This window comes from Halorubrum aquaticum (assembly GCF_900113615.1).
Lineage (GTDB): Archaea > Halobacteriota > Halobacteria > Halobacteriales > Haloferacaceae > Halorubrum > Halorubrum aquaticum.
In genome coordinates, this window is sequence record NZ_FOPZ01000003.1 from 201,699 (window position 1) to 221,309 (window position 19,611).

At 70.1% G+C, this 19,611-nt stretch carries 17 protein-coding genes; 8 read left to right on the forward strand and 9 right to left on the reverse strand.

The annotated features are described in order from the left end of the window. The first annotated feature begins 28 nt into the window (after positions 1–28). From F3H10_RS04330 to F3H10_RS04350, 5 genes are all read left to right on the forward strand, one after another. Positions 29–1,642, forward strand: coding sequence for a Na+/H+ antiporter NhaC family protein (locus F3H10_RS04330; RefSeq protein ID WP_149783610.1), 1,614 nt, complete (start codon positions 29–31; stop codon positions 1,640–1,642). Positions 1,643–2,164: 522 nt separating this feature from the next. Continuing rightward, a complete protein-coding gene (gene polX, locus F3H10_RS04335; protein ID WP_149783611.1) occupies positions 2,165–3,919 on the forward strand; it encodes a DNA polymerase/3'-5' exonuclease PolX in 1,755 nt (584 codons plus the stop codon). Positions 3,920–4,007: 88 nt separating this feature from the next. Beyond that, a complete protein-coding gene (locus tag F3H10_RS04340; protein ID WP_149783612.1) occupies positions 4,008–4,685 on the forward strand; it encodes a DUF7095 family protein in 678 nt (225 codons plus the stop codon). A gap of 77 nt (positions 4,686–4,762) precedes the next feature. Further along, entirely contained in the window at positions 4,763–5,917 is a 1,155-nt protein-coding gene (locus tag F3H10_RS04345) for a pyridoxal phosphate-dependent aminotransferase (protein ID WP_149783613.1), read from the forward strand. A gap of 706 nt (positions 5,918–6,623) precedes the next feature. Further along, on the forward strand, positions 6,624–6,956 hold the full coding sequence (locus F3H10_RS04350) for an antibiotic biosynthesis monooxygenase family protein (RefSeq protein WP_149783614.1): 333 nt from the start codon (positions 6,624–6,626) through the stop codon (positions 6,954–6,956). A 29-nt stretch (positions 6,957–6,985) separates the two neighbouring features. Here the strand turns inward: F3H10_RS04350 and F3H10_RS04355 are convergent, their stop codons facing one another. The 5 genes from F3H10_RS04355 to F3H10_RS04375 all read right to left on the reverse strand — a co-directional run bounded on the left by F3H10_RS04355 (position 6,986) and on the right by F3H10_RS04375 (position 11,012). Then, positions 6,986–7,714, reverse strand: a complete 729-nt coding sequence (locus tag F3H10_RS04355) for a 3-oxoacyl-ACP reductase family protein (protein ID WP_149783615.1) — start codon at positions 7,712–7,714, stop codon at positions 6,986–6,988. Between the two features lie 70 nt (positions 7,715–7,784). Continuing rightward, positions 7,785–8,591, reverse strand: a complete 807-nt coding sequence (locus tag F3H10_RS04360) for a class I SAM-dependent methyltransferase (protein ID WP_149783616.1) — start codon at positions 8,589–8,591, stop codon at positions 7,785–7,787. Positions 8,592–8,656: 65 nt separating this feature from the next. After that, complete coding sequence (locus F3H10_RS04365) at positions 8,657–9,112, reverse strand: hypothetical protein (protein ID WP_149783617.1); 456 nt, start codon at positions 9,110–9,112, stop codon at positions 8,657–8,659. A 91-nt stretch (positions 9,113–9,203) separates the two neighbouring features. Then, positions 9,204–10,079, reverse strand: coding sequence for a deoxyribonuclease IV (locus F3H10_RS04370; protein WP_149783618.1), 876 nt, complete (start codon positions 10,077–10,079; stop codon positions 9,204–9,206). Between the two features lie 75 nt (positions 10,080–10,154). Next, on the reverse strand, positions 10,155–11,012 hold the full coding sequence (locus tag F3H10_RS04375; RefSeq protein WP_149783619.1) for a lipoate--protein ligase family protein: 858 nt from the start codon (positions 11,010–11,012) through the stop codon (positions 10,155–10,157). Positions 11,013–11,157: 145 nt separating this feature from the next. On the opposite strand from F3H10_RS04375, the gene F3H10_RS04380 reads away from it, so the two are divergent. Continuing rightward, on the forward strand, positions 11,158–12,072 hold the full coding sequence (locus F3H10_RS04380) for a serine/threonine-protein kinase RIO2 (RefSeq protein ID WP_149783620.1): 915 nt from the start codon (positions 11,158–11,160) through the stop codon (positions 12,070–12,072). 81 nt (positions 12,073–12,153) lie between these two features. Beyond that, the gene (locus F3H10_RS04385; protein WP_149783621.1) at positions 12,154–12,645 is read left to right on the forward strand and encodes a CBS domain-containing protein; all 492 of its coding nucleotides are present in this window, start codon (positions 12,154–12,156) and stop codon (positions 12,643–12,645) included. Between the two features lie 12 nt (positions 12,646–12,657). On the opposite strand, the gene F3H10_RS04390 is transcribed toward F3H10_RS04385, so the two are convergent. Continuing rightward, on the reverse strand, positions 12,658–13,749 hold the full coding sequence (locus tag F3H10_RS04390; RefSeq protein WP_149783622.1) for a TrmB family transcriptional regulator: 1,092 nt from the start codon (positions 13,747–13,749) through the stop codon (positions 12,658–12,660). Positions 13,750–13,806: 57 nt separating this feature from the next. After that, positions 13,807–16,056 carry an alpha-amylase family glycosyl hydrolase gene (locus F3H10_RS04395; protein WP_149783623.1) on the reverse strand — a complete coding sequence of 750 codons (2,250 nt, stop codon included), beginning with the start codon at positions 16,054–16,056 and terminating at the stop codon, positions 13,807–13,809. 103 nt (positions 16,057–16,159) lie between these two features. Here F3H10_RS04395 and F3H10_RS04400 point away from each other — a divergent pair, with 103 nt between their 5' ends. Continuing rightward, entirely contained in the window at positions 16,160–18,268 is a 2,109-nt protein-coding gene (locus tag F3H10_RS04400; protein WP_149783624.1) for a glycoside hydrolase family 15 protein, read from the forward strand. A gap of 79 nt (positions 18,269–18,347) precedes the next feature. Here F3H10_RS04400 and F3H10_RS04405 read toward each other — a convergent pair whose 3' ends face one another. Both F3H10_RS04405 and F3H10_RS04410 read right to left on the reverse strand, forming a co-directional pair. Next, entirely contained in the window at positions 18,348–19,241 is an 894-nt protein-coding gene (locus tag F3H10_RS04405; RefSeq protein ID WP_149783625.1) for a bile acid:sodium symporter, read from the reverse strand. An 85-nt stretch (positions 19,242–19,326) separates the two neighbouring features. After that, on the reverse strand, positions 19,327–19,509 hold the full coding sequence (locus tag F3H10_RS04410) for a DUF7511 domain-containing protein (protein WP_149783626.1): 183 nt from the start codon (positions 19,507–19,509) through the stop codon (positions 19,327–19,329). Between the last annotated feature and the right edge of the window lie 102 nt (positions 19,510–19,611).

The window sequence follows — 19,611 nt, forward strand, 5'->3', positions numbered from 1 at the left end:
AAACGCGCCGCGGCGTGGGGGGAGACGGATGACGGGAGCGGAGACGTTCGGGGCGATCTCGGTCGTCCCGCCGCTTCTGGCGATCGTTCTGGCGATCGTCACCCGTCGGGCGATCCTCTCGTTGTTCCTCGGGATCTGGTCCGGCGGGATCATCTTCACCGGGAGCCACGGGATCATCCAGACGCTCAACTGGACGGTCTCGTCGCTCGGCGAGAGCCTGTTCAACGCCAAGATCCTCACGATCGTGATGTTCCTCGGCGGCGGAGTCGCCATGATATGGCGGCTCGGCGGGGCGAAAGCCATCGCGAACGCCGCCACCTCGCGACTCGACTCACAACGGAAGGTCGGGCTCGCGACCTGGATCTTCGGCATGCTCTGGTTCTTCGGCGACTACTCCAACACCGCCATCGTCGGCACGACGATGCGGGACATGGCCGACGAGATGCGGATGTCGAGAGAGAAGCTCTCGTACATCATCGACTCCACCGCCGCGCCGGTGGCGACGTTCGGCATCTCCAGTTGGGTCGTCTACCAGCTGAGCATGATCGAACAGGGGTACGAGGCGGCCGGGATCTCGGGGGAGGCTCCCGAGGCGTTCAGCCTCTTCCTCCAGAGCATCCCGTTCAACATGTACTGTCTGTTCGCCATCGTGATGGTGGGGATCATCATCATCACGCAGCGTGACTTCGGCGAGATGCTCGACGCCGAGCACCGTTCGTGGAAACACGGGAAGCTGCTCCGGGACAACGCGGTCCCGATGCAGAGCGCGGAGGACAGCCTCGGCGAGATGGTGACGGACTCGCCGCAGCTCCGCTACTTCCTCATTCCCGTCGGCTCGCTCATCACCGTCGTCTTCGTCGGCTCCGCCTACACGGGCGTTGCGGGAGCCGGAGAGGGTGCGGCGCTCGTCGACATCGTCGGCAGCGCCGCGTTCGTCGACGCCCTGCTGTGGGGGTCGTTCTCGATGGTTTCCATGGGCCTGATCACCGGCGTCGCCGGCGGCCTGATGGACCTCGAGGAGGCGATGGAGACGATCATCGACGGCTTCAGCATGATGCTGACCGCCGCGTCCATCCTGGTCATGGCGTGGACCATCGGCACCGTCACGACCGAACTCGGGACGGGGATCTACGTGACCAACGTCGCGGAGTCGATCATCTCCCCGATGCTGCTGCCCGTCGTCATCCTCTTCGCCTCGGCGGTGATCGCCTTCTCCACCGGGACGTCGTGGGGGACGATGGCCATCGTCACGCCCATCGCCATTCCGCTGGCGTGGAGCATCGGCGGCTCCGCCCCGACGCTCCTGCCGGTCGCGGTGGGGACGGTGTTCAGCGGCGCCATCTTCGGCGACCACTGTTCGCCCATCTCGGACACGACGATCCTGTCGTCGACGTTCACCGGGGCGGACCACATCGACCACGTGCGGACGCAGATGTACTACGCGGTGACCGTCATCCTCGTTGCCTCGGCGATGCTGCTCGTCTGGGGCGCGACCCGGATTACGCCGCTCGTGCTCCTGCCGATCGGCGTCGGGATACTCTACGGGCTCGTCTACGGGCTCTCGGAGTGGGACGCCAGCCGGAAGGACCTCGTGCCGCAGGCGACGCGGACCCAACAGCAGTCCTCGCCGTCGGACGACTGAGGGCGTCGCGGTAGCCGGTTTTTTTGGCCGATCCGAGGTAGTAAGGCGAGCGCCGGCGTTCGTCTGCTTGTGGTACGGATGTTTCGTTCGGAAACGAGTTGATAAAACTGAGACTGTTGCTGGGGCGGTGAACTCTTCCAAAGCCCCAGTCGCGAGGACTCGCGCGGCTTGCTGCGCGCCTCGCTCAGTCGCTTTGCTCCTTCGCTGCGGTGCTTACTGCGCCGTGCTTCGTCCTTCCGAGAGACTTTGTCTCTCGACTTCCCGTCTCGCTTACGCTCGCGGGAATCACGACTGCCCCTTTGAGTCCCACCCCGCACAGCACCGCACCTCACACCTCCCCAGCCTCGTCGCTCCCTCCGGTCGCGACATCCCTCGCGGGCTCCTCGTGCCCTGGCGGGCACTCGGAGGCGCGCCAACCGCACCACATAATCGCCCATTCCTTCGTCTATACTGAGCGACTCCTTCCGCGATCGACCCGCACGGCCGACGATATAAGACCCATCCGGCCGAACGATCCGTCGAATGAGCCGGAACGACGAGGTCGCGGCCCGTCTCGAGGAGTTCGCGGACCGCCTCGAGGCGACGGGCGTAGAGTACAAGCCGACGGCGTACCGTCGCGCGGCCGAGAACGTCCGCGAGCACCCGACCCCGATCGAGGACCTCGCGGCCGACGGCGAGGAGGCGGTCGCGGAGATCGACCGCGTCGGCGACGCCATCGCCGCGAAGGTCGTCGAGTACGTCGAGACGGGCGAGATCGAGGAGCTCGAGGAGCTCCGGGCGGAGCTGCCGGTCGACATCGGGGCGCTGACCGCGATCGAGGGCGTGGGTCCGAAGACCGTCGGGACGCTCTACGAGGCGCTCGGGATCACCACGCTCGACGAGATGGAGGCCGCAGCCGAGGCCGGCGAGATCCGCGAGGTGAAGGGATTCGGCGCGAGGACCGAGGAGTCGATCCTCGAGAACGTTCCGTTCGCGCGCGAATCACAGGAGCGGACCCGTCTCGGCGACGCCCGTCCCGTCGCCGACGACGCCCTCGCGTACCTCGCGGACGTCGAGGCGATCGCGCGCGTCGAGGTGTGCGGGTCGATCCGCCGGTGGCGGGACACGATCGGCGACGTCGACCTGCTCGTCGCGAGCGACGAGCGCGAGCCGATCGTCGAGGCGTTCGTCGAGTGGCCGGCCGCGGACGCGACGATCGAGGCCGGCACGGGGAAGGCGAGCGTCCGCGCGGACGGCACCCGCGTCGACCTGCGGGTCGTCGACGACGCGGAGTTCGGGGCGGCCCTCCAGTACTTCACGGGCTCGCGGGCGCACAACGTCGCGGTCCGCAACCGCGCGATCGACCGCGGGCTCAAGCTCAACGAGTACGGGCTGTTCGACGTGAGCGACGTCGATGACCCCGACGCCGGCCAACGCGTCGGCGAGCGCGTCGCCGGCGAGACGGAGGAGGGAGTGTACGACGCGCTCGACATGGCGTTCGTCCCGCCGGAGCTCCGCGAGGACGCCGGGGAGGTCGCGGCCGCGGCGGCCGACGATCTCCCGGACCTCGTCGGCCTCGACGATCTCCACGGCGACCTCCACACCCACACCGACTGGTCCGACGGCGGGTTCACGATCGCGGAGATGGTCGCGGCCGCCGCCGAGCGCGGGTACGAGTACCACGCCGTCACCGACCACGCCGCCGGACCGGGCGTGTTCGGGAACGTCGGGCTCGAGGAGGACGAGATCGCGGAGCAGGCGGCGGCGGTCGCCGAGGCGGCCGACGCCGTTGACGCCGATGTCGAGGTGCTCCACGGGATCGAGGCCAACATCGACGCCGACGGCGCGGTCACGACCGACGACGCGACGCTCGCCGACCTCGACGTCGTGGTCGCCTCGCCGCACGCCGCGCTCGACGCGGACGCCGACGCCGCCACCGAGCGGCTCGTTCGGGCGGTCGAACACCCGGAAGTCGACGTTCTCGGGCATCCCACTGGCAGACTCATCAACGAACGGCAGGGACTCGACCCGGACATGGAACGGGTCGCGGCCGCGGCCGCGAGCGAGGGCGTCGCGATCGAGGTGAACGCGAACCCCGCGCGCCTCGACGCCGACGGATCCGCCGTCCGCGCCGCGGTCGAGGCGGGGGCGACGGTCGCCGTGAACACGGACGCACACGCGCCCCGAGAGCTGGACAACGCCCGGTACGGCCTCCACACCGCCCGCCGCGGCTGGGCGGAGACCGCCGACGTGCTCAACGCGTACTCGCTCGCCGAGCTTCGCGAGTTCCTCGGGTAGGCCATCGCGCCCGACCGTGCCGGCTCGCGCGCTCCCGAGCGGTCGCCGAACACAACCCGTATGCCTCGCCCGCCCGTATCACGGGCCGATGGAACTGGAGCGGGCCGTCGACCGGCTGGAGGCGATCGTCGACCGCGTCGAACGCGAGCCGATGCCCGTGCCCGTGCGCGAGGTGTGGGCGTTCGGCGACGTGGCGCTCGGGCTCGACCCGATCGACCGGCTCGACGTCTACCTCACGAAGGACGTGCTGATGGAGAGCGACGCGGACGCCGCCGCGGCGTTCGAGGACGAGTACGGGATCAAGGGCGTGGGGACGACGGTCCGCGCGTCGTGGGCGGAGGCGAACCCCGACCGCGTGCGCGCCAGCGACAACGGGTACGCCGCCCCGGAGAAGTGTCTCGCAGCCGAGCTGCTCGCCGGGATGGACGCGGACGCCGCCGGCGACGACGGCGACGACGCCCCGATCCACCTCGAGGTCTGTAACGCGAGCTTCGGGGACAACGTGACCCAGCGGCTGAAGGGCGCGCTCGCGAGGGAGGCGTACGGGGAGGTCCTCGACCCCCGCGGCGTCTGTCTGTGGGTCGACGGCCGGCGGGACGGGGAGGCCTTCGAGCGGCTCCGGGAGGCGTCGTTCGCGATGCCGACGCTGCCCGCCGCGCTCTCGTCGCTCGGCGTCGACGACGACGTCGCCGGGGCGGTCGCGGACGCGCTCGCAACCGAGCGCGCCGACCAGGACGGGTCGTCGGTGCGCGGCGACATGGTGTGACCCCAGTTCGACGCGTTTCCGGGTCCGACGATTTCCGCGACCCGACACCTTTTGGGACGGATCCGCGTGGGGACGGTATGCCCACCCCGACCGATCGCGTCCGGAACGCGGACCGATCGAGCATCCGCGTGATGTACGACCTCGCACAGCAGCAGGGCGGCGACCTCGTCCGACTCGAGGTCGGCGAACCCGACTTCGACACGCCCGGACACGTGATCGACGCGGCCGCGGACGCCGCCCGCGGCGGCGCGACCCACTACACCTCCAACGCCGGGTTGCTCGACTGTCGGCGGGCGATCAGCGACACGCTCGTGCGCGACTACGGCGTCGAACACGACCCCGACGAGGTCGTCGTCACCGTCGGCGGCATGGAGGCGCTCCATCTGGCCACGCTCGCGACCGTCTCCCCGGGCGAGGAGCTGCTCGTTCCCGGGCCGACTTGGCCCAACTACGCGACGCAGGCGGCGCTCGCGGACGGGACCTTCCGCGAGGTACCCATGCCAGCGGAGACGGGGTTCGCCCTCGACGCGGACCGCGTGATAGACGCGATGAGCGAGGACACCGCCGCGGTCGTGCTCACGACGCCCTCGAACCCGACCGGCCGCGTCTTCGACCCCGAGGAGTGCCGGGCGGTCGTCGAGGCCGCCGCCGACCACGACGCCTACGTGATCGCCGACGAGGTGTACCTCGGGCTCACCTACGACGGCCCCGCCGAGGGGATCGCCGCCTACACCGGCCACCCCGACCACGTGTTGACCGTCGGCTCCTGTTCGAAGCGGTACGCCATGACCGGCTGGCGGCTCGGCTGGCTCGCCGGCGACGACCACGTGATCGACGACGTGGTTCGGGTCCACGAGTCGACGACCGCCTGCGCGTCGAGCGTCGCTCAGCACGCGGCGATCGCCGCGCTCACCGGCCCGCAGGAACCGTACGAGGAGATGTACGACGCCTTCCGCGAGCGCCGGGACCTCGTGGTCGACCGCGTCGAGGGGATCGACGGCCTCTCGTGTCCCCGGCCGGAGGGCGCGTTCTACGCCTACCTCGACCCCGGACTCGACGCGCCCGCGATCGACGTCGCGAAGTTCCTGTTGCGGGAACACGGCGTCGTCCTCGCCCCCGGCGACGGCTTCGGCGACTCCACGCCCGGCCGACTCCGGCTCTCCTTCGCGAACTCCACCGAGCGGATCGAGGAGGGATTCGACCGGATCGAGGCCGGGCTGGCCGAGTACTGAGGGTCGGCTCCGTTATCGTACCCTCGGATCGTTTCTCGTCCGAAACGGCTGGTCGCTGAAAGATACTAGTTATACGGTTGTTTCGATGGGGATCGGGATGAGTAGAAGGAGATCGTTGCTGGCGCGGTGAACACCACCAAAGCCCCAGCCGGCTCCGAGAAGACGGCCGACGCAAGCAGCGTGGCGCTCCGCGCCACGGGCAGCCGGCGACACCGCAGCGAGCGAAGTGAGCGAGGAGCGCAGCGAGGCCCTCGACCGAAGCCGGCTGCTCCTTTGAATCCCACCCCTCACCATAACCGCACCACAACCGCGCCGCACCTCACGCCTCCCCAGCCTCGCTGCTCGCGCTTTTCAAGCGCTCGCAGCGTCCCTCGCGGTCGAGTTCGCGCCCTCCGGGCGCTCACCGGCACGCCACCGCTCGGGAGATCGCTCGTTCTTTCGTCTGTACTGAACTGGTGATAGAGTGGCTCACCGACGGAGCCGTCGAAGACGGCGGAGTCGGGTTTTTCCCTCCAGAGTTTTCGAGGAGCGGTTCCCGAAGCGAACGCAGTGAGCGAGGGGACTCGACGAAAAAAGTGGTGTATTGACCGGAGCCGGATCGGAACGTCTCGCCTGCTGGGGATCTCGACGAAGTCGACTCGGTTCGTCGTGTCGTCTCACCCCCGAAGAGGAACGTTCTTGGCCGCACACGGAGTCGATCACGGTGATGTATCTCGTTACGTTCCGTCTCGATCCAGGGGAGTACGACGCGGAGTTTCACGAGTTGAACGACGCGATACAGGCGGTCGCCGAGGAGACGGACGGGTACCTTGACAAGCGGACGTGGCACGACCCGGAGAGCGGAGCGGTCCTCGTCGTGTACTATTGGGAGTCCCTGGACGCGCTCGAGTCGTTCGGTGCGGATTCCACCCACGAACGGGCGAAAAAGCGGTGGACGGAGTGGTACGACGCCTACGAAGTCGTCGTTACGGAGGTCGTCGACTCGTACGGGAGCGGCTTCGACGACGCGGACCCGCCGCTGTCAGTGAGTCACGACTGAGGTCCAACGGGAGACCCCTTCCCCGCCGGTCAGTTCATCAACTCGCCGCCGTTCACGTTCAGCGTCTCGCCGGTGACGAACCCCGCGTCCCGGAGGTAGGCGGCCGCCTCGGCGATGTCAGCGGGCTGGCCGTAGCGGTCGACCGGGATCGCCGCCAGTTGCTCGCGCTCCTCCTCCGGCGTCCGGTCGCCGGTCATGTCCGTCTCGATGTGGCCGGGCGCGATGGCGTTCACCCGCACGTCCGGCGCGAAGTCGCCGGCGTGGCTCCGAGTGAGAGAGACCAGCGCCCCCTTCGAGGCGGCGTAGTGACACTCGATCGGCGCGCCCGTGTGTGCGAGAATGGAGGAGACGTTCGTCACCGAGGGGCCGTCCTCGGAGTCCCGAAGGTACGGGAGCGCCGCCTTCGTGGTGTTGAACGCGGAGTTGACGTTCACGTCCATGACCCGGTCGAAGTCCGCCGGGTCCAGGTTCTCGGTGTACACGTGCTGGTCGATCCCGGCGTTGTTGACGACGTGGTCGACGCCGCCGAACGCGTCGGCGGCGGTCTCGACCAGTCGCGCGGCGGCGTCCGGGTCGGAGACGTCCGCCCCGACGACGACCGCCTCTTGCCCCCGATCCCGGACCTCCGCCGCGACCGACTCGGCGGCGTCCTCGCTCGTGTGATAGTTGACGGCGACGTCGTAGCCGTCCTCGGCGAACCGGAGCGCGATCCCTCGACCGATCCCTCGCGACGACCCCGTCACGACTGCGGCTGGCATGTCTCTCCGGTCCGGGCCGACCGACTTCGTCCTTCCGGACCCGGCGAAGGACGGGCCGAAGATCCGAGTCTCACCGCACGCGACCCACCGTCACCTCGAAGGGAACCAGCTCGACGCGCTCGTACTCGCGCTCGCGCATCGCCGCGACGACGTCACGACCCATTCCGCGCCAGCGCCGGCGGAGGTCGTCGTACGCCGCGGGCGACAGCGCGGCCTCCAGCTCCTCGCGGTGGTCGGCGAGGCCCGCGCCGGACGCCTTCCGCGCGGCCGACTCGAGGGCGGACTCGGCGTACGGCGGGGCCGTCCGTTTCTCGTGGAGGTACCGCCGCGTCCGAACGTCGACGAGGCCGGCGTCCGCGAACATCGACTCGACGCGGTCGCCGAGGGCCACGTCGGTCCCGACGCCGGCGAGATACGCCTCCCGCGCCTCCCGCTCGAGGTCGGCCTCGCGGTCGACCGTCGAGGAGACGGCCACGTCGGCGTTGTTCGGCTCCACGGCCGCGACGAGGTCCGAGGAGACCCGCGCGAGCTCCCGTATTGCCCGCGCCGGCTCGGGGAGGTTGACCAGCAGCGCCTGACACGCCGCGAGGTCGACGGCGTCCTCGCGGAGCGGCAGCCGAGTCGCGTCGCCGGCGGCGTACGAGGCGGCCGTCTCCTCACGGGCGACGTCGAGCAGATCCGTGTCGGCGTCGACGCCGATAACGGTCGCGTTCGGTCCGGTCTCCTCGGCGAGCACGCGGGTGAACTCGCCCGTTCCGCAGCCGACGTCGAGGACGCGCTCGCGGCCGGGAAGCGAGCAGTCCGCGAGCGCCTCGCGCCCGTCGGCCCACATCCCCTCGCGAGTGAACTCGAGGTACTCGGCTGAGAACCGTCTCACGCCGCCCCGTTCGCGGCGACGGGGATTAAGCGGCGGGGTTGCGGACCGATCGAACCGACGACCGCTCAGCCGTCCAAGCCGATCCCCGAGCCGATCCCGACGAGGTCGGCGACCAGCGCGGCGGTGACTCCCGCACAGAAGCCGACGAACGCGCTCGCGACGCTGTGGATCAGAAACGAGCCCGTGAGTTCGGCGATCCACACGCCGTCGACGCCCGAGACTCCGATCGCGCTCGCGACCGCGAGGAGCGCGCCGAGGACGACGACGGGGACGATCCCGACCGCCAGACAGGCCGGTCCGCCGCAGCGAGCGTACGCGCCGACGGCGGCGATCGGCGCGGGCGCGTACACCGCCACTACCGGGAGCGTCCGCGCCGAGAGGGCCGCCACCGTCCGGTGATCGACCGCGCTCGCGACGAGGGTCGCCGCCGCCACGAGCCCCACGGCGACGGTGAACCCGACCACGAGCCCGATCGCTCGCTCGCGTCGGCGACCGAACAGCAGCGCTTTCGTGGTCGTCATGGGTCGCGTTCACACGCCGAACGGACTTAAAAGCGCGTCAGACGGGATCTCCCTTTCCACGTTCTTCGCGTCTCTCGGGTCTCTCGCGTCCTCACTCGTGACGAAGCTCCCGGACGCGGTCGACGTTCCACGCGAAACTCTTGCCGTCCTCCGTCGGCGTCTCCAACACGAACGGGACGTCCGCGAGGTCGGGATGGTTGATCACCCGCTCCATCCCCTCCTCGCCGATGAGCCCCTCGCCGACGTGGGCATGCTCGTCCTTGTGGGTGCCGCAGGCGTGTTTCGAGTCGTTGAGGTGGATGCACTTCAGGCGGTCGAGCCCCACGACGTCGTCGAACTCCGCGACCGTCTCGTCGACCGCCTCGGCCGAGGAGAGGTCGTAGCCGGCCGCGAACGCGTGGGCGGTGTCGATACAGACGTCGATGTCGGTGTCCGTCCGGTCGATGACGCCCGCGAGGTGTTCGAACTCGCCGCCGAGTTTCGTTCCCGCGCCGGCGTCGCTCTCGATCAGGATCGTCACGCCCTCCGGGACGTCGACGTCGTCGATGACGCTCGCCGCGTTGTCGAGGCCACCCTCGACGCCCGCGCCGGTGTGGGCCCCGAGGTGGACGTTCACGTACGGGATCCCCAGTTCGGCGGCGGCATCGACCTCCCGCTGCATCGACTCGAGGGACTTCTCGCGGAGCCCCTCCTTGGGCGTACAGAGGTTGACGAGGTAGGAGGTGTGGATCACCCACGGCCCGTCGAGGTCGCGCTCGGTGTGCTCGCGGAACAGCTTCGCCTCCTCCTCGTCGATGTTCGGGTCCTCCCACACCTGCGGGGAGTGGGTGAAGATCTGTCCGCAGTTGCCGCCGAACTGCGTCTGTCTGAACACCGCGTTCGCGATGTTCCCGTGCGGGGGCGTCTCGGGGTCGTTCGATGCTCTCGACGTGGAGATGGAGACGTGTGCGCCGACTCTCAGGCTCATACGCTCGGTAGGCGGGCGAGGGGAAAAGCCGCTTCGGAAGCGGTCGGCCCCCAACGGGCCGGGCCGTCGCGTCGGCTACTTCCGGTCGCCCGGACGGGACCGGACCCAGTCGTCGTCGCGGTACCTCTCCTCGACGAGCTCGCGCGCTCGCTCGAGTTCGGCGTCGGTCCACGAGCCGTCCCGGTCCACCGACCCGTCGCCACCCTCGGGGCCGTCCTCCGAGCCGATCCCCGCCTCGACCCACTCGAGGAGCGACGCTTCGACCGCTCGAACCGCCTCCGCGCGGTCGACGTCGGCCAGTTCGTCCATCCCGACGACGCGCTCGCGGAACGTCGTCGAATCCACCGGTGGGTCCGCGAACGCGTCGAGGTGCGCGTCGGCGTCGACCGAGAAGGAGAGCGAGCCGTGTTGGACGACCGCGTCGCGGGTGCGGTACTGCGCGTTGCCGGCGATCTTCCGTCCCGCGGCGACCACGTCGTGAGCGGGGTGTAACTCCCGGAGGTAACACGCGGGGTGGTACAGCTCCGGGACGGCCTCCTCGACGTAGTCGGCGTCGATCCCGAGCCGGGCGAACGCCTCGAGTATCGGCTCACACAACTGATGGTAGGCGTCGAGGAGTTTTCCGGGCACGTCCTCGGCGGGCACGGCGATCGAGTAGGCGACGTCGCCGTGGGAGTCGTGGACGATCCCGCCGCCGCCGGTCCGTCTGCGGGTGACGTCGACGCCCGCACGCTCGCAGGCCGCCCAATCGACCGTTTCCGGGTCCTGTCCGTACCCGAGCGTGAGACACGTCGGGTCCCACCGGTAGGTCCGGACCGTGGCGGGCCCGCCCCCGCTCGCGGTCTCGGCCGCGACCTCGTCGAGCGCCATCTGCATCGGTCCCGGTCGCCGCTCCTCGCGGATCAACCGCCAGTCGCCCTCCGGCGCGGTCATGTCCCTCCGTCGACGGGGCGGCCCGAAAGCGGTTGCGTTCGCCGGTCGATCGCGGTCGGTTCGGATTTGCTATCGCAGCATTTGGTTTATCGCGTGCGCCCGTCGAACGCGGGCCGTTTTTACGAATCCCCGGAGTAGGGGCCGTATGGTACGCAACGTCGCCGGCGAGATGGCGGAGCTGGACCCCGAGGACTTCTACCTCCTCTCGGGCGTCGAGCAGGGGATGCGCTTCTCCGAGTGGGTGCGCCGCGACAAACTGCCCGACTACGCCGACCTGACGCCCGAGGAGATCTCCTACCGGATCGACCGGTGTCTCGACCGCGAACTGATAGAACGGAAGACGATCCAGTACGAGGGGTACCAGCTCACCTTCGAGGGGTACGACGCGCTCGCGCTTCACACGTTCTCCGAGCGTGGAACGATAGACGGCGTCGGCTCCCCGCTCGGGCTCGGCAAGGAGGGCGACGTCTACGAGGTCCAGTCGTTCAAGCCGCTCGCGCTGAAGTACCACCGTGAGGGATACACCAACTTCCGGGCGGTCAACCGCGAGCGCGAGTACACCGCCGACCGCGACCACGTCTCCTGGCTGTACACCGCGCGCAAGGCGGCCGAACGGGAGTACGAGGCCATGGAGGACCTGTACCCCGACGTGTCGGTTCCGCGTCCGGTCGACCACAACCGTCACGCGATCGTGATGGACAAGTTCGCCGGCGTCGAGCTCGCCCGCGCCAAGCTCGAGCCCGAACAGGCCGCGGGCGTTCTGGACCTGATCTACCGCCAACTGGTGACCGCCCACGAGCTCGGCTGGATCCACGCCGACATGTCCGAACACAACGTCGCGGTCGCCGAGGACGGGGTCACGGTGTTCGACTGGCCCCAGGCGGTCTCGACCGACCACGAGAACGCCCGGGAGTTCCTCGAACGCGACGTGGCCAACCTGCTGCGGTACTTCGGACGGAAGTATCCCCACGAGATAGACCGTGAGACCGATACCGCCGCGATCGCCGCCGCGATCGCCGACGGCTCCTTCGAGACCGTTCGGGCGTTCGGCGAGTCATAAATCACATTCCGCGATACGAAATTTCTGTCTCGTCGCGATCCTCGTCGTAACGCCTACCACCCGCGACCGCGAGGGTTCGGTATGAACGCACGCGACCTGATGGTCGAGGACGTGAAGACGGTCTCCCCGGAGGACGACGTGAGCGACGTCTTCCACAAGTTCGCCCGCAACCCCTTCTCGGGGTTCCCGGTCGTCGACGACGACGACAGGGTCGTCGGCGTGATCACGGAGTCGGACCTCGTCGATCTCTTCGAACCGGAGGAGGAGACGCTGTGGATCCCGATCGGGCTCCCGCCGTTCGTCGACACGCTGACGTATCAGGTGAAGCCGCCGTGGGCCGACCTCGACCTCGGGATCGACCTCGTCCGCAACGCCGACCGCCCCATCTCCGAGGTGATGACCGCCGACCCGGCCACGGTGACCCCCGACGCCGACGTCGACGAGGTGCTCGAGTTGCTCTCCGGCGGCGACCCCGACATCAACCGTCTGCCGGTCGTCGACGACGACGGCACTCTGGTCGGGCTCATCGCTCGACAGGACGTGATCCGCGCGTTCCGGGACCGGCGGATCTGAGCCGCCGGCGAGTCACTCGACCGCCAGGCGAGTGAGCTCCGCCTCCACGTCCTCGACGAACGCGCCCCGTCCGCCCACCGAGACGGGCCCCTCGTCGGTCTCGACGGTGAGCGAGTTCTCGACGGGGAACTCGTTGTTCGTCGGCTCGATCATCGCCTGTTTGACTGAGCCGACCGGACCGGACACCTCCACCGGTTCGGCGTCCTCGTCGATCCACCTCCCGGCGACGGTCGCGTGGACGGTCCGTCCGGCCCGGAGGTGGAGCGTGGCCTGAAACACCGCCTGTCTGAAGTCCTCGTACTCGACCGGTAGGGCGGTCGGTTCCGCGAGCGCCACCTCGTCGGCGGCGGGCCAGTAGTTGCCCATGAACGCCCCGACGATGACGGGAGCGAGCTGTGCTTGCGAGAAGGCGATCGCCTGGCGGTCCGAGTCCGACCGGCGCAACAGCTCCGGCGGCGCGACGAGCCCCCGCGCCGAATCGACGGTGAGCATCGTCGACATCGCCTCGCTCCAGGTTCTGACGACGCTCGCGATCGTCACGAGGTCGACGGAGTCCTCCGGACCCTCCGTTCCCCCGAGAACGTCACGGACCTCCGCGGCGTCCTCGACGTCCGTGACGATGAGCAACACGAGGACGCCGCGGTCGAGCGCGTCCGCGAGCGCGTCCCGGACCGTAGGGAGGTGCTTCGCGGGGATCGAGAGCGTCAACTCAGCGTCGGCGCCCTCGAGCAGCGACCGGATCCGCTTGATGACCGTGACGCGGGATTTGACCACCTCGAACTGTTCGGTCTCACGTTCCGCCCGCGAATACCGCTCCTCGAGCCCGGGCCGGATCGCGTCCGCGTCCGACCGGAGCCGCTCTATCACCTCCTCGGGGGGGTTCGCGCGGATCGTCGTCGGCACGGCGTGGTCGTGGACCTCGACGAACCCCCGGTCCGCGAGCGACTCGCTCACGCTGTACACGTATCGTTTGGAGACGCCGGCGGCGTCGGCAACGGTGCTGGCCTTCGCCTCGCCGTACTCGAGGAGAGCGAGGTACGTGTCCGTCTCCTTCTCGGAGAGCCCGAACCGACGGAGGAGGTCGGCCAGCGTCCGGTCGTCCATACGTCGAACGGGAGGAGGCGACACTTATACCGGTCGGTGACGGACGAAGCGGCCGCCTCACGCGAGCACCGCGACGCTCTCGACCGTCACGTCCCCGTCGACGGGCTGGTCGGCGAACAGCTCCCGGTCGATCCGATCCGGGACCGCGACGGTCGCGGATCCCGTGCCGAAGTTCACGACGACGAGCAGCCGGTCGGCGGTTCCCTCCGTGTGCGCCGGATCGACGGCCCGTGCGTACGCGGTCACTCGGTCCGGGTCGCCGTCGACGACCTCGATCGCCTCCGCTCCGGCCGCGAAGTCGACCGTCCCGGAGCGAAGCGACGGCTCGGCGTCCCGGAGCGCCGAGAGCCGCCGGTGGTACGCCGTGAGCGCGTTGTCGCCGTCGTGCCAGCGGAACGGCCCGCGCGTCGTCTCGTTGCCGCGCTCCTGGCCCGCATACACCATCGGCGCGCCCGGGAGGGTGAACGTCACCGCGACCGCCGCGCGCAGCGCCGCCTCGCCGTGTGACGCCAGGTATCGGTCCTCGTCGTGGTTCTCGACGTAGCGCAACTGCGCGCTCGGGTCGTCGAACCCGAGCCAGCGCGCGCGCTCGAACGCGTCCGCCAGCGCGTCGGCCGACTCCCGCCCCGCGCCGACCGCGTTCAACGTCCCGTACAGCGAGGTGTCGTAGTGGAGGTCGAACTCCCCCTCGCCGTAGAAGGGGTCGTGGGGGAGCGTCTCGTCAAGCAGCAGGAAGCCGTCGGGGACGCGGTCGGCGACCTCCTTCCAGAACCCGTGCGGGACGCCCCAGGCCACGTCCGCGCGGAACCCGTCGACCACGCTCGCCCACTCGTCGACGACCGACAGCATCCACGCTCGGACGGCCGGGTCGTCGTAGTTCAGGTTCGGGATCCGCCCCCAGTCGAAGTGGTACTCGGGGACCTCGCCCGCCGGCAGCGCCGCCCAGTCGATCCCCGTCACGTCGACGGCGGCGTCGGCCCGGCGGTAGCGGTCGGCGTACGCCGGGACGCCGGCCGAGTGGAGCTGGAACGCCGGGTGGTCCCGGGAGGTGTGGTTGATCACCAGGTCGAAGACGACCCGGATCCCGGCGTCGTGGCAGGCGTCGACGAGCGACTCGAACGCCGCCCGCGACCCGAGGTCGTCGGCCGTCTCGAAGTAGTCGGTGACGTGGTAGCCGTGTTCGGTCGGCGAGGCGAGCACGGGGGTCAACCAGAGCGCGTCGATCCCGAGACCCTCCAGATAGGGGATCCGCCGCTCGATCTCCCGGAACGTCGTCGGGAGCGTGTCGCCCGCGAACGACCGGACGTACGCCTCGTACACCGTCGGCGACTCCGCCCACGCCGGTCGGGCGTGCGGGTTCGTGACGGTCACCGGTCCCGCCGCCGCCGACCCGTCCCCGTCCGGCTCGACCCGGACCGTCGCCATCGCGCCGTGCCGCTCCGCGTGCGGGACGGCGTGGATCCTGAGCCCGTCGTCGACTCCGTCCAGTTCCTCGAGGGGCACGGCGAGCGCGTGTCCGTCCGAGAACCCCTCGACCCGTTCGACGGTCCCGGGGTCGGCGTCCCGGTCGTCGACGAGGAACGTCACGTCGACGTCCTCCGGATCGATGTCGGAGTCCCGCGGGACGCCGACCTCCGCGTCGACGACGAGGCGGCGACGGTCGACATCGTCGGCATCGCTGGCGTCGCCGGTTTCGACTCCCTCGGCCGCCTCGATCCGTCCGTCGAGCGAGAGTCGGGGGCGTCCCGGTCCCTCGACCTCGTGGACGACGTGGCGTTCGGTCGCGCGGTCGTCGTTGGCGACGAACCCGACGCCGTGACGGCCGGGCGGGACGCGGGTCCGGTAGACCCACTCGTCGCCCTCGCGCGTCGGCCGGTCGCGCGCGAGCAGTCGGTCGTTGTGTCGCCACAGCAAGGAGACCCGATCGACCGCGTCGTCCTCGACCGGGAGGTCGCCCGCCGGCACGCGGATCTCGGTCTCGCGTCGCTCGTCCGGGAAGACCAGCACGCGCTGCCGGTGTGTCCCGTCGGGAGCGTCGAGCCGCAGGACGTAGGTCCCCGGCGCGTCCGGGTGGAGGTGAACGACCGGGTCGTCCGGACGGCCCGTCTCGCCGGGCTCGAGGACGTCGTCAGCGCGGTCGCCGTCACCTCCGTCGTCGTCGACGCCGCCGTCGATGTCGATGTCGTCGCCGTCGGCGGGCGTCTCGAGTAACGTCCACTCGTAGCGTCCCGACGGGTCCGGGTCGCGCGGGGCCAACTCGACCGACCGACCGACGCTCGTCGCTCGCGGCGGTCCGGGCTCGTGCATACTCCCATCCGGAAGCGGACTCGCTTGAGGGTTTCCGTCGTGAAAAATCGTGATTGATAATTTCACCAAAGATTCATTCCTACTCGACACGTCCCCTCGACCAATGCAACTACGCGACGCGCTCGACGACTACAAGCGCAACGCGGGCGACGACCGGCTCTTCGCCGGCGAGCGACGTACCGTAACCGGACGGTTCACGGGCGGGGACGGCCGGCTCGTCCACGTCGATCCCGACGGCGGACTCCGCGACTTCGGGTACCCGCTCACCGGCGGGAGCGGGCTCTCCCGCTCGCGGTTCGGGCTGGCCGTCCACGGCGACGTGACGTGGTTCGAGGCGTCCCGCTCCCGGCAGCGCTACGTCGACGACACGCCGCTCGTCGAGACGGTCCACGAGACCGACCGCGCGACCGTGCGCCGGTACGACCTCACGGTCGGCGACGCCCACCTCACGCGCGCGACGGTCGACCCCGCGCCGGACGCCGGCCTCGACGCCGACGACTTCGTGCTCGTCGCGTACGCGGCGTTCGCCCCCGACGGCCGCGACGAGCGCGTCGGACAGCTCCGCTACGACGACGCGGTCGAGGTGTACCACGCCGACGAGCACGACTTCCTCGCGAGCGCCACCGGCCTCGCCGACCTCCGCGGCCAGCTCCCGCCCACGTTCCCCGAGGTGCTCGACGACGCGCCGATGGACCTTCCCCGCGACCGCGGCGCGGCCCGCTACGAGGAGGAGCGGCTCTCCGGCGAGGTCGTCATCGAAGCCCCCTTCGAGGGGGGGACGACGACCGTCGGCACGCTGCTCACGGACGGCTCGGAGACGCCCTGCGAGGAGGCCCGGGGCCGCCTCTCGACGCTGTTCGCCGAGCTCGACTCCCCGGAGGCGCTGGCGGACGCCGCCGCCGACACGGTCCCGACGGTTTCCGCGTCGACCCCGGAGCGCGAGTCGGTCGTCGCGGACCTGCGGGTGCTGTCGTTGCTGTCGGCCGAGAGCGGCCTGCGGATCGCCGGCCCCGACTTCGACCCGCACTACCAGCACTCGGGCGGCTACGGCTACACCTGGTTCCGGGACGACGCCGAGATCGCGACGTTCCTCCTCGAGTCGGACGACCGGCTCGGGCTCGGGCTCGATGACTGGCACGCCCGCTCGGCCGAGATGTACGTCGAGACCCAGCGACCCGACGGCTCCTGGCCGCACCGCGTCTGGCCGCGGAACGGCGCGCTCGCGCCCGGCTGGGCGAACGCGCGCATCGAGGACGGTCCCGACGTGGACTACCAGGCCGACCAGACCGGCAGCGTCATCGCCTTTCTCGCGCGGGCGCGGGGAGCGGGAGTCGATGTCGACGAACTCGATCGGACCCTCGTCGACGCGCTCGCGAGCCTCGATTCGACCCTCGCGGACGACGGCCGCCCCGTCGTCTGTCAGAACGCCTGGGAGGACTCCGGCGGCCGGTTCACGCACACCGCCGCGACGTTCCTCGAGGCGTACGGCGCGCTTGCGCGTCACGGCGACGGGCTCGTCGATGACGCCGACCGGTTCGGCGGGGACCCCGCCGCCCACGCCCGCCGCCGGGCCCGAGAGGTGTACGACGCGCTCGACGACCTCTGGGTCCCCGACCGCGGCCGGTACGCGCTCCGCGAGACGGTCCACGGCGACCTCGACGACCGGATCGACTCCGCGACGCTCGCGCTCGCGAGCGCACACCGCGCGTACGACGCGCTCGGCGACGACGGGAGGGTCGGGAACGACGAGTCGCCCGGAGCCGGCGGCGTCGACGACGAGCGGCTCGACCGGCTGGTCTCACACGTCGACCGCGTCGTCGACGGGCTGACCCGCGAGACCGACGCGGTCTCGGGGCTGTTCCGCTACGAAGGTGACGGCTGGCGGCGGGGCGACCAGCCGGTCGAGAAGGTGTGGACGGTCTCGACCGCGTGGGGCGCTCACGCCTGCGGGGAGCTCTCGGCCCTGCTCGCCGCCCGCGACGACCCGCGGGCCGAGCGGTTCGCCGAGCGCGCCCGCGACCTGCTCGGGATCGTCTCGCCGGACGGCCCGCTGTGTGAGCCGACCGGCTACCTCCCCGAGCAGTTCTTCGACGACGGGACGCCCGACAGCGCCACGCCGCTGGGGTGGCCCCACGCCATCCGGCTGGCGACGGTCGGACTGCTCGACGCGCACGACCTGCTGGCGGTCGAGCCCGTTCCCGCCGACGACTGACCGGGGCGGTCGACGGCGGGGATCCACCGCTGCGGCGCTCGGGCGCGCTCGGGCGCGTCGACGGCGGACGGTCCCCGTCTCACGTCGCGTCCGCGAGCACGGCACCGCCGGTCTGCTGGACGACGTAGTAGACGATTATCGAGACGGTGACCAGCGGGTCGGCGAACGGGATCGAGACCAACAGCGCGATCCCGAGGTTCTTCAGGTTCGTGGTGAACAACAGGGAGAACGCCCGGCCTCGTTCGATGCCGAACGCGCGTTGACAGCCGACGGCGAGCGCCGCACCGAGACCGAAGAGGGAGACCGCGACGCCGATGACGGCGAGCAGCGCCGTGGCGTCGATCCCGCCGACGCCCGCGCCGGCGACGGCCGTGTAGATCAGGAGGAGTATCGCGAGCGTCGACCCCCGCTCGATCGCGTCGGCCGACAACGCGCCGGCCGGAACGGCCGCCGTGAGCAGCACCCCGCCACCCACGATCACGGCCAGATCCGTGAGGATCGACGCGGTGGGAACGGCGATCCGCGAGCCGACGAGCCGGGTGAGTACGAGGGGGGTCGCCACGGGCGCGAGGAGCAGCGACGCGATCGAGGTGATCGTCGCCAGTTGTACGTCGCCGCGCGCGAGCCGCGTCCAGATGATCGCGCTTCCCGCGGTCGTCGGAACCGAGAGCGCGATCGCGAACCCGAGGACGGCCGCGTCCGCCTCCGCGAACGCGAACTCGACGAGACGGATCCCCGCGAGCGGCAACACGGCGTACGAGAGACAGAGCGAGAGGGCGACCACCGCGGCGTACGACGAGTAGTCGATCGCCGCGAGCCGAACCCCTCGGAGCGACGTGAACACGAGGAACACGACGAGCGGCGTGATCAGCGGATCGAGATACGGCGACGGCTGTGGAACGAGAACGCCGACGGCGACGGACCCGAGCACGAGGAGCAGGTTCGAGAACCGCGAGACGAACCTCCGTATCATCCGGATTTCACGTCGGATGGGGCGTTGCTGGCGGTCGATAATAAAGCGGTAGTGATCGCTCGCGAAGCCACGCCGAACGTCTTCGCTACCGCCACTCCTCGCGCGGCACGCAGTCGTCCGCCCGCACCGTGATCCACCGCGTCGTCCGCTCGTCGGGGTCGCGGTCGGCCTCGAAGAACGTCACCTCGGCGTCCGGGGACTCCTCACCCGCCGATCGGCAGACGATCTCCGGCCGCTCGCCGCGAACACGCATCGGTGACGTGGACATACATGATCGTTCATGGTCCATCGGATAATAGCTGTTGGTTCGTCTCCATCGGAGAGGATCCGTCGGCTGATCCGTCGAAACCACACCGTTCGACGGAATATT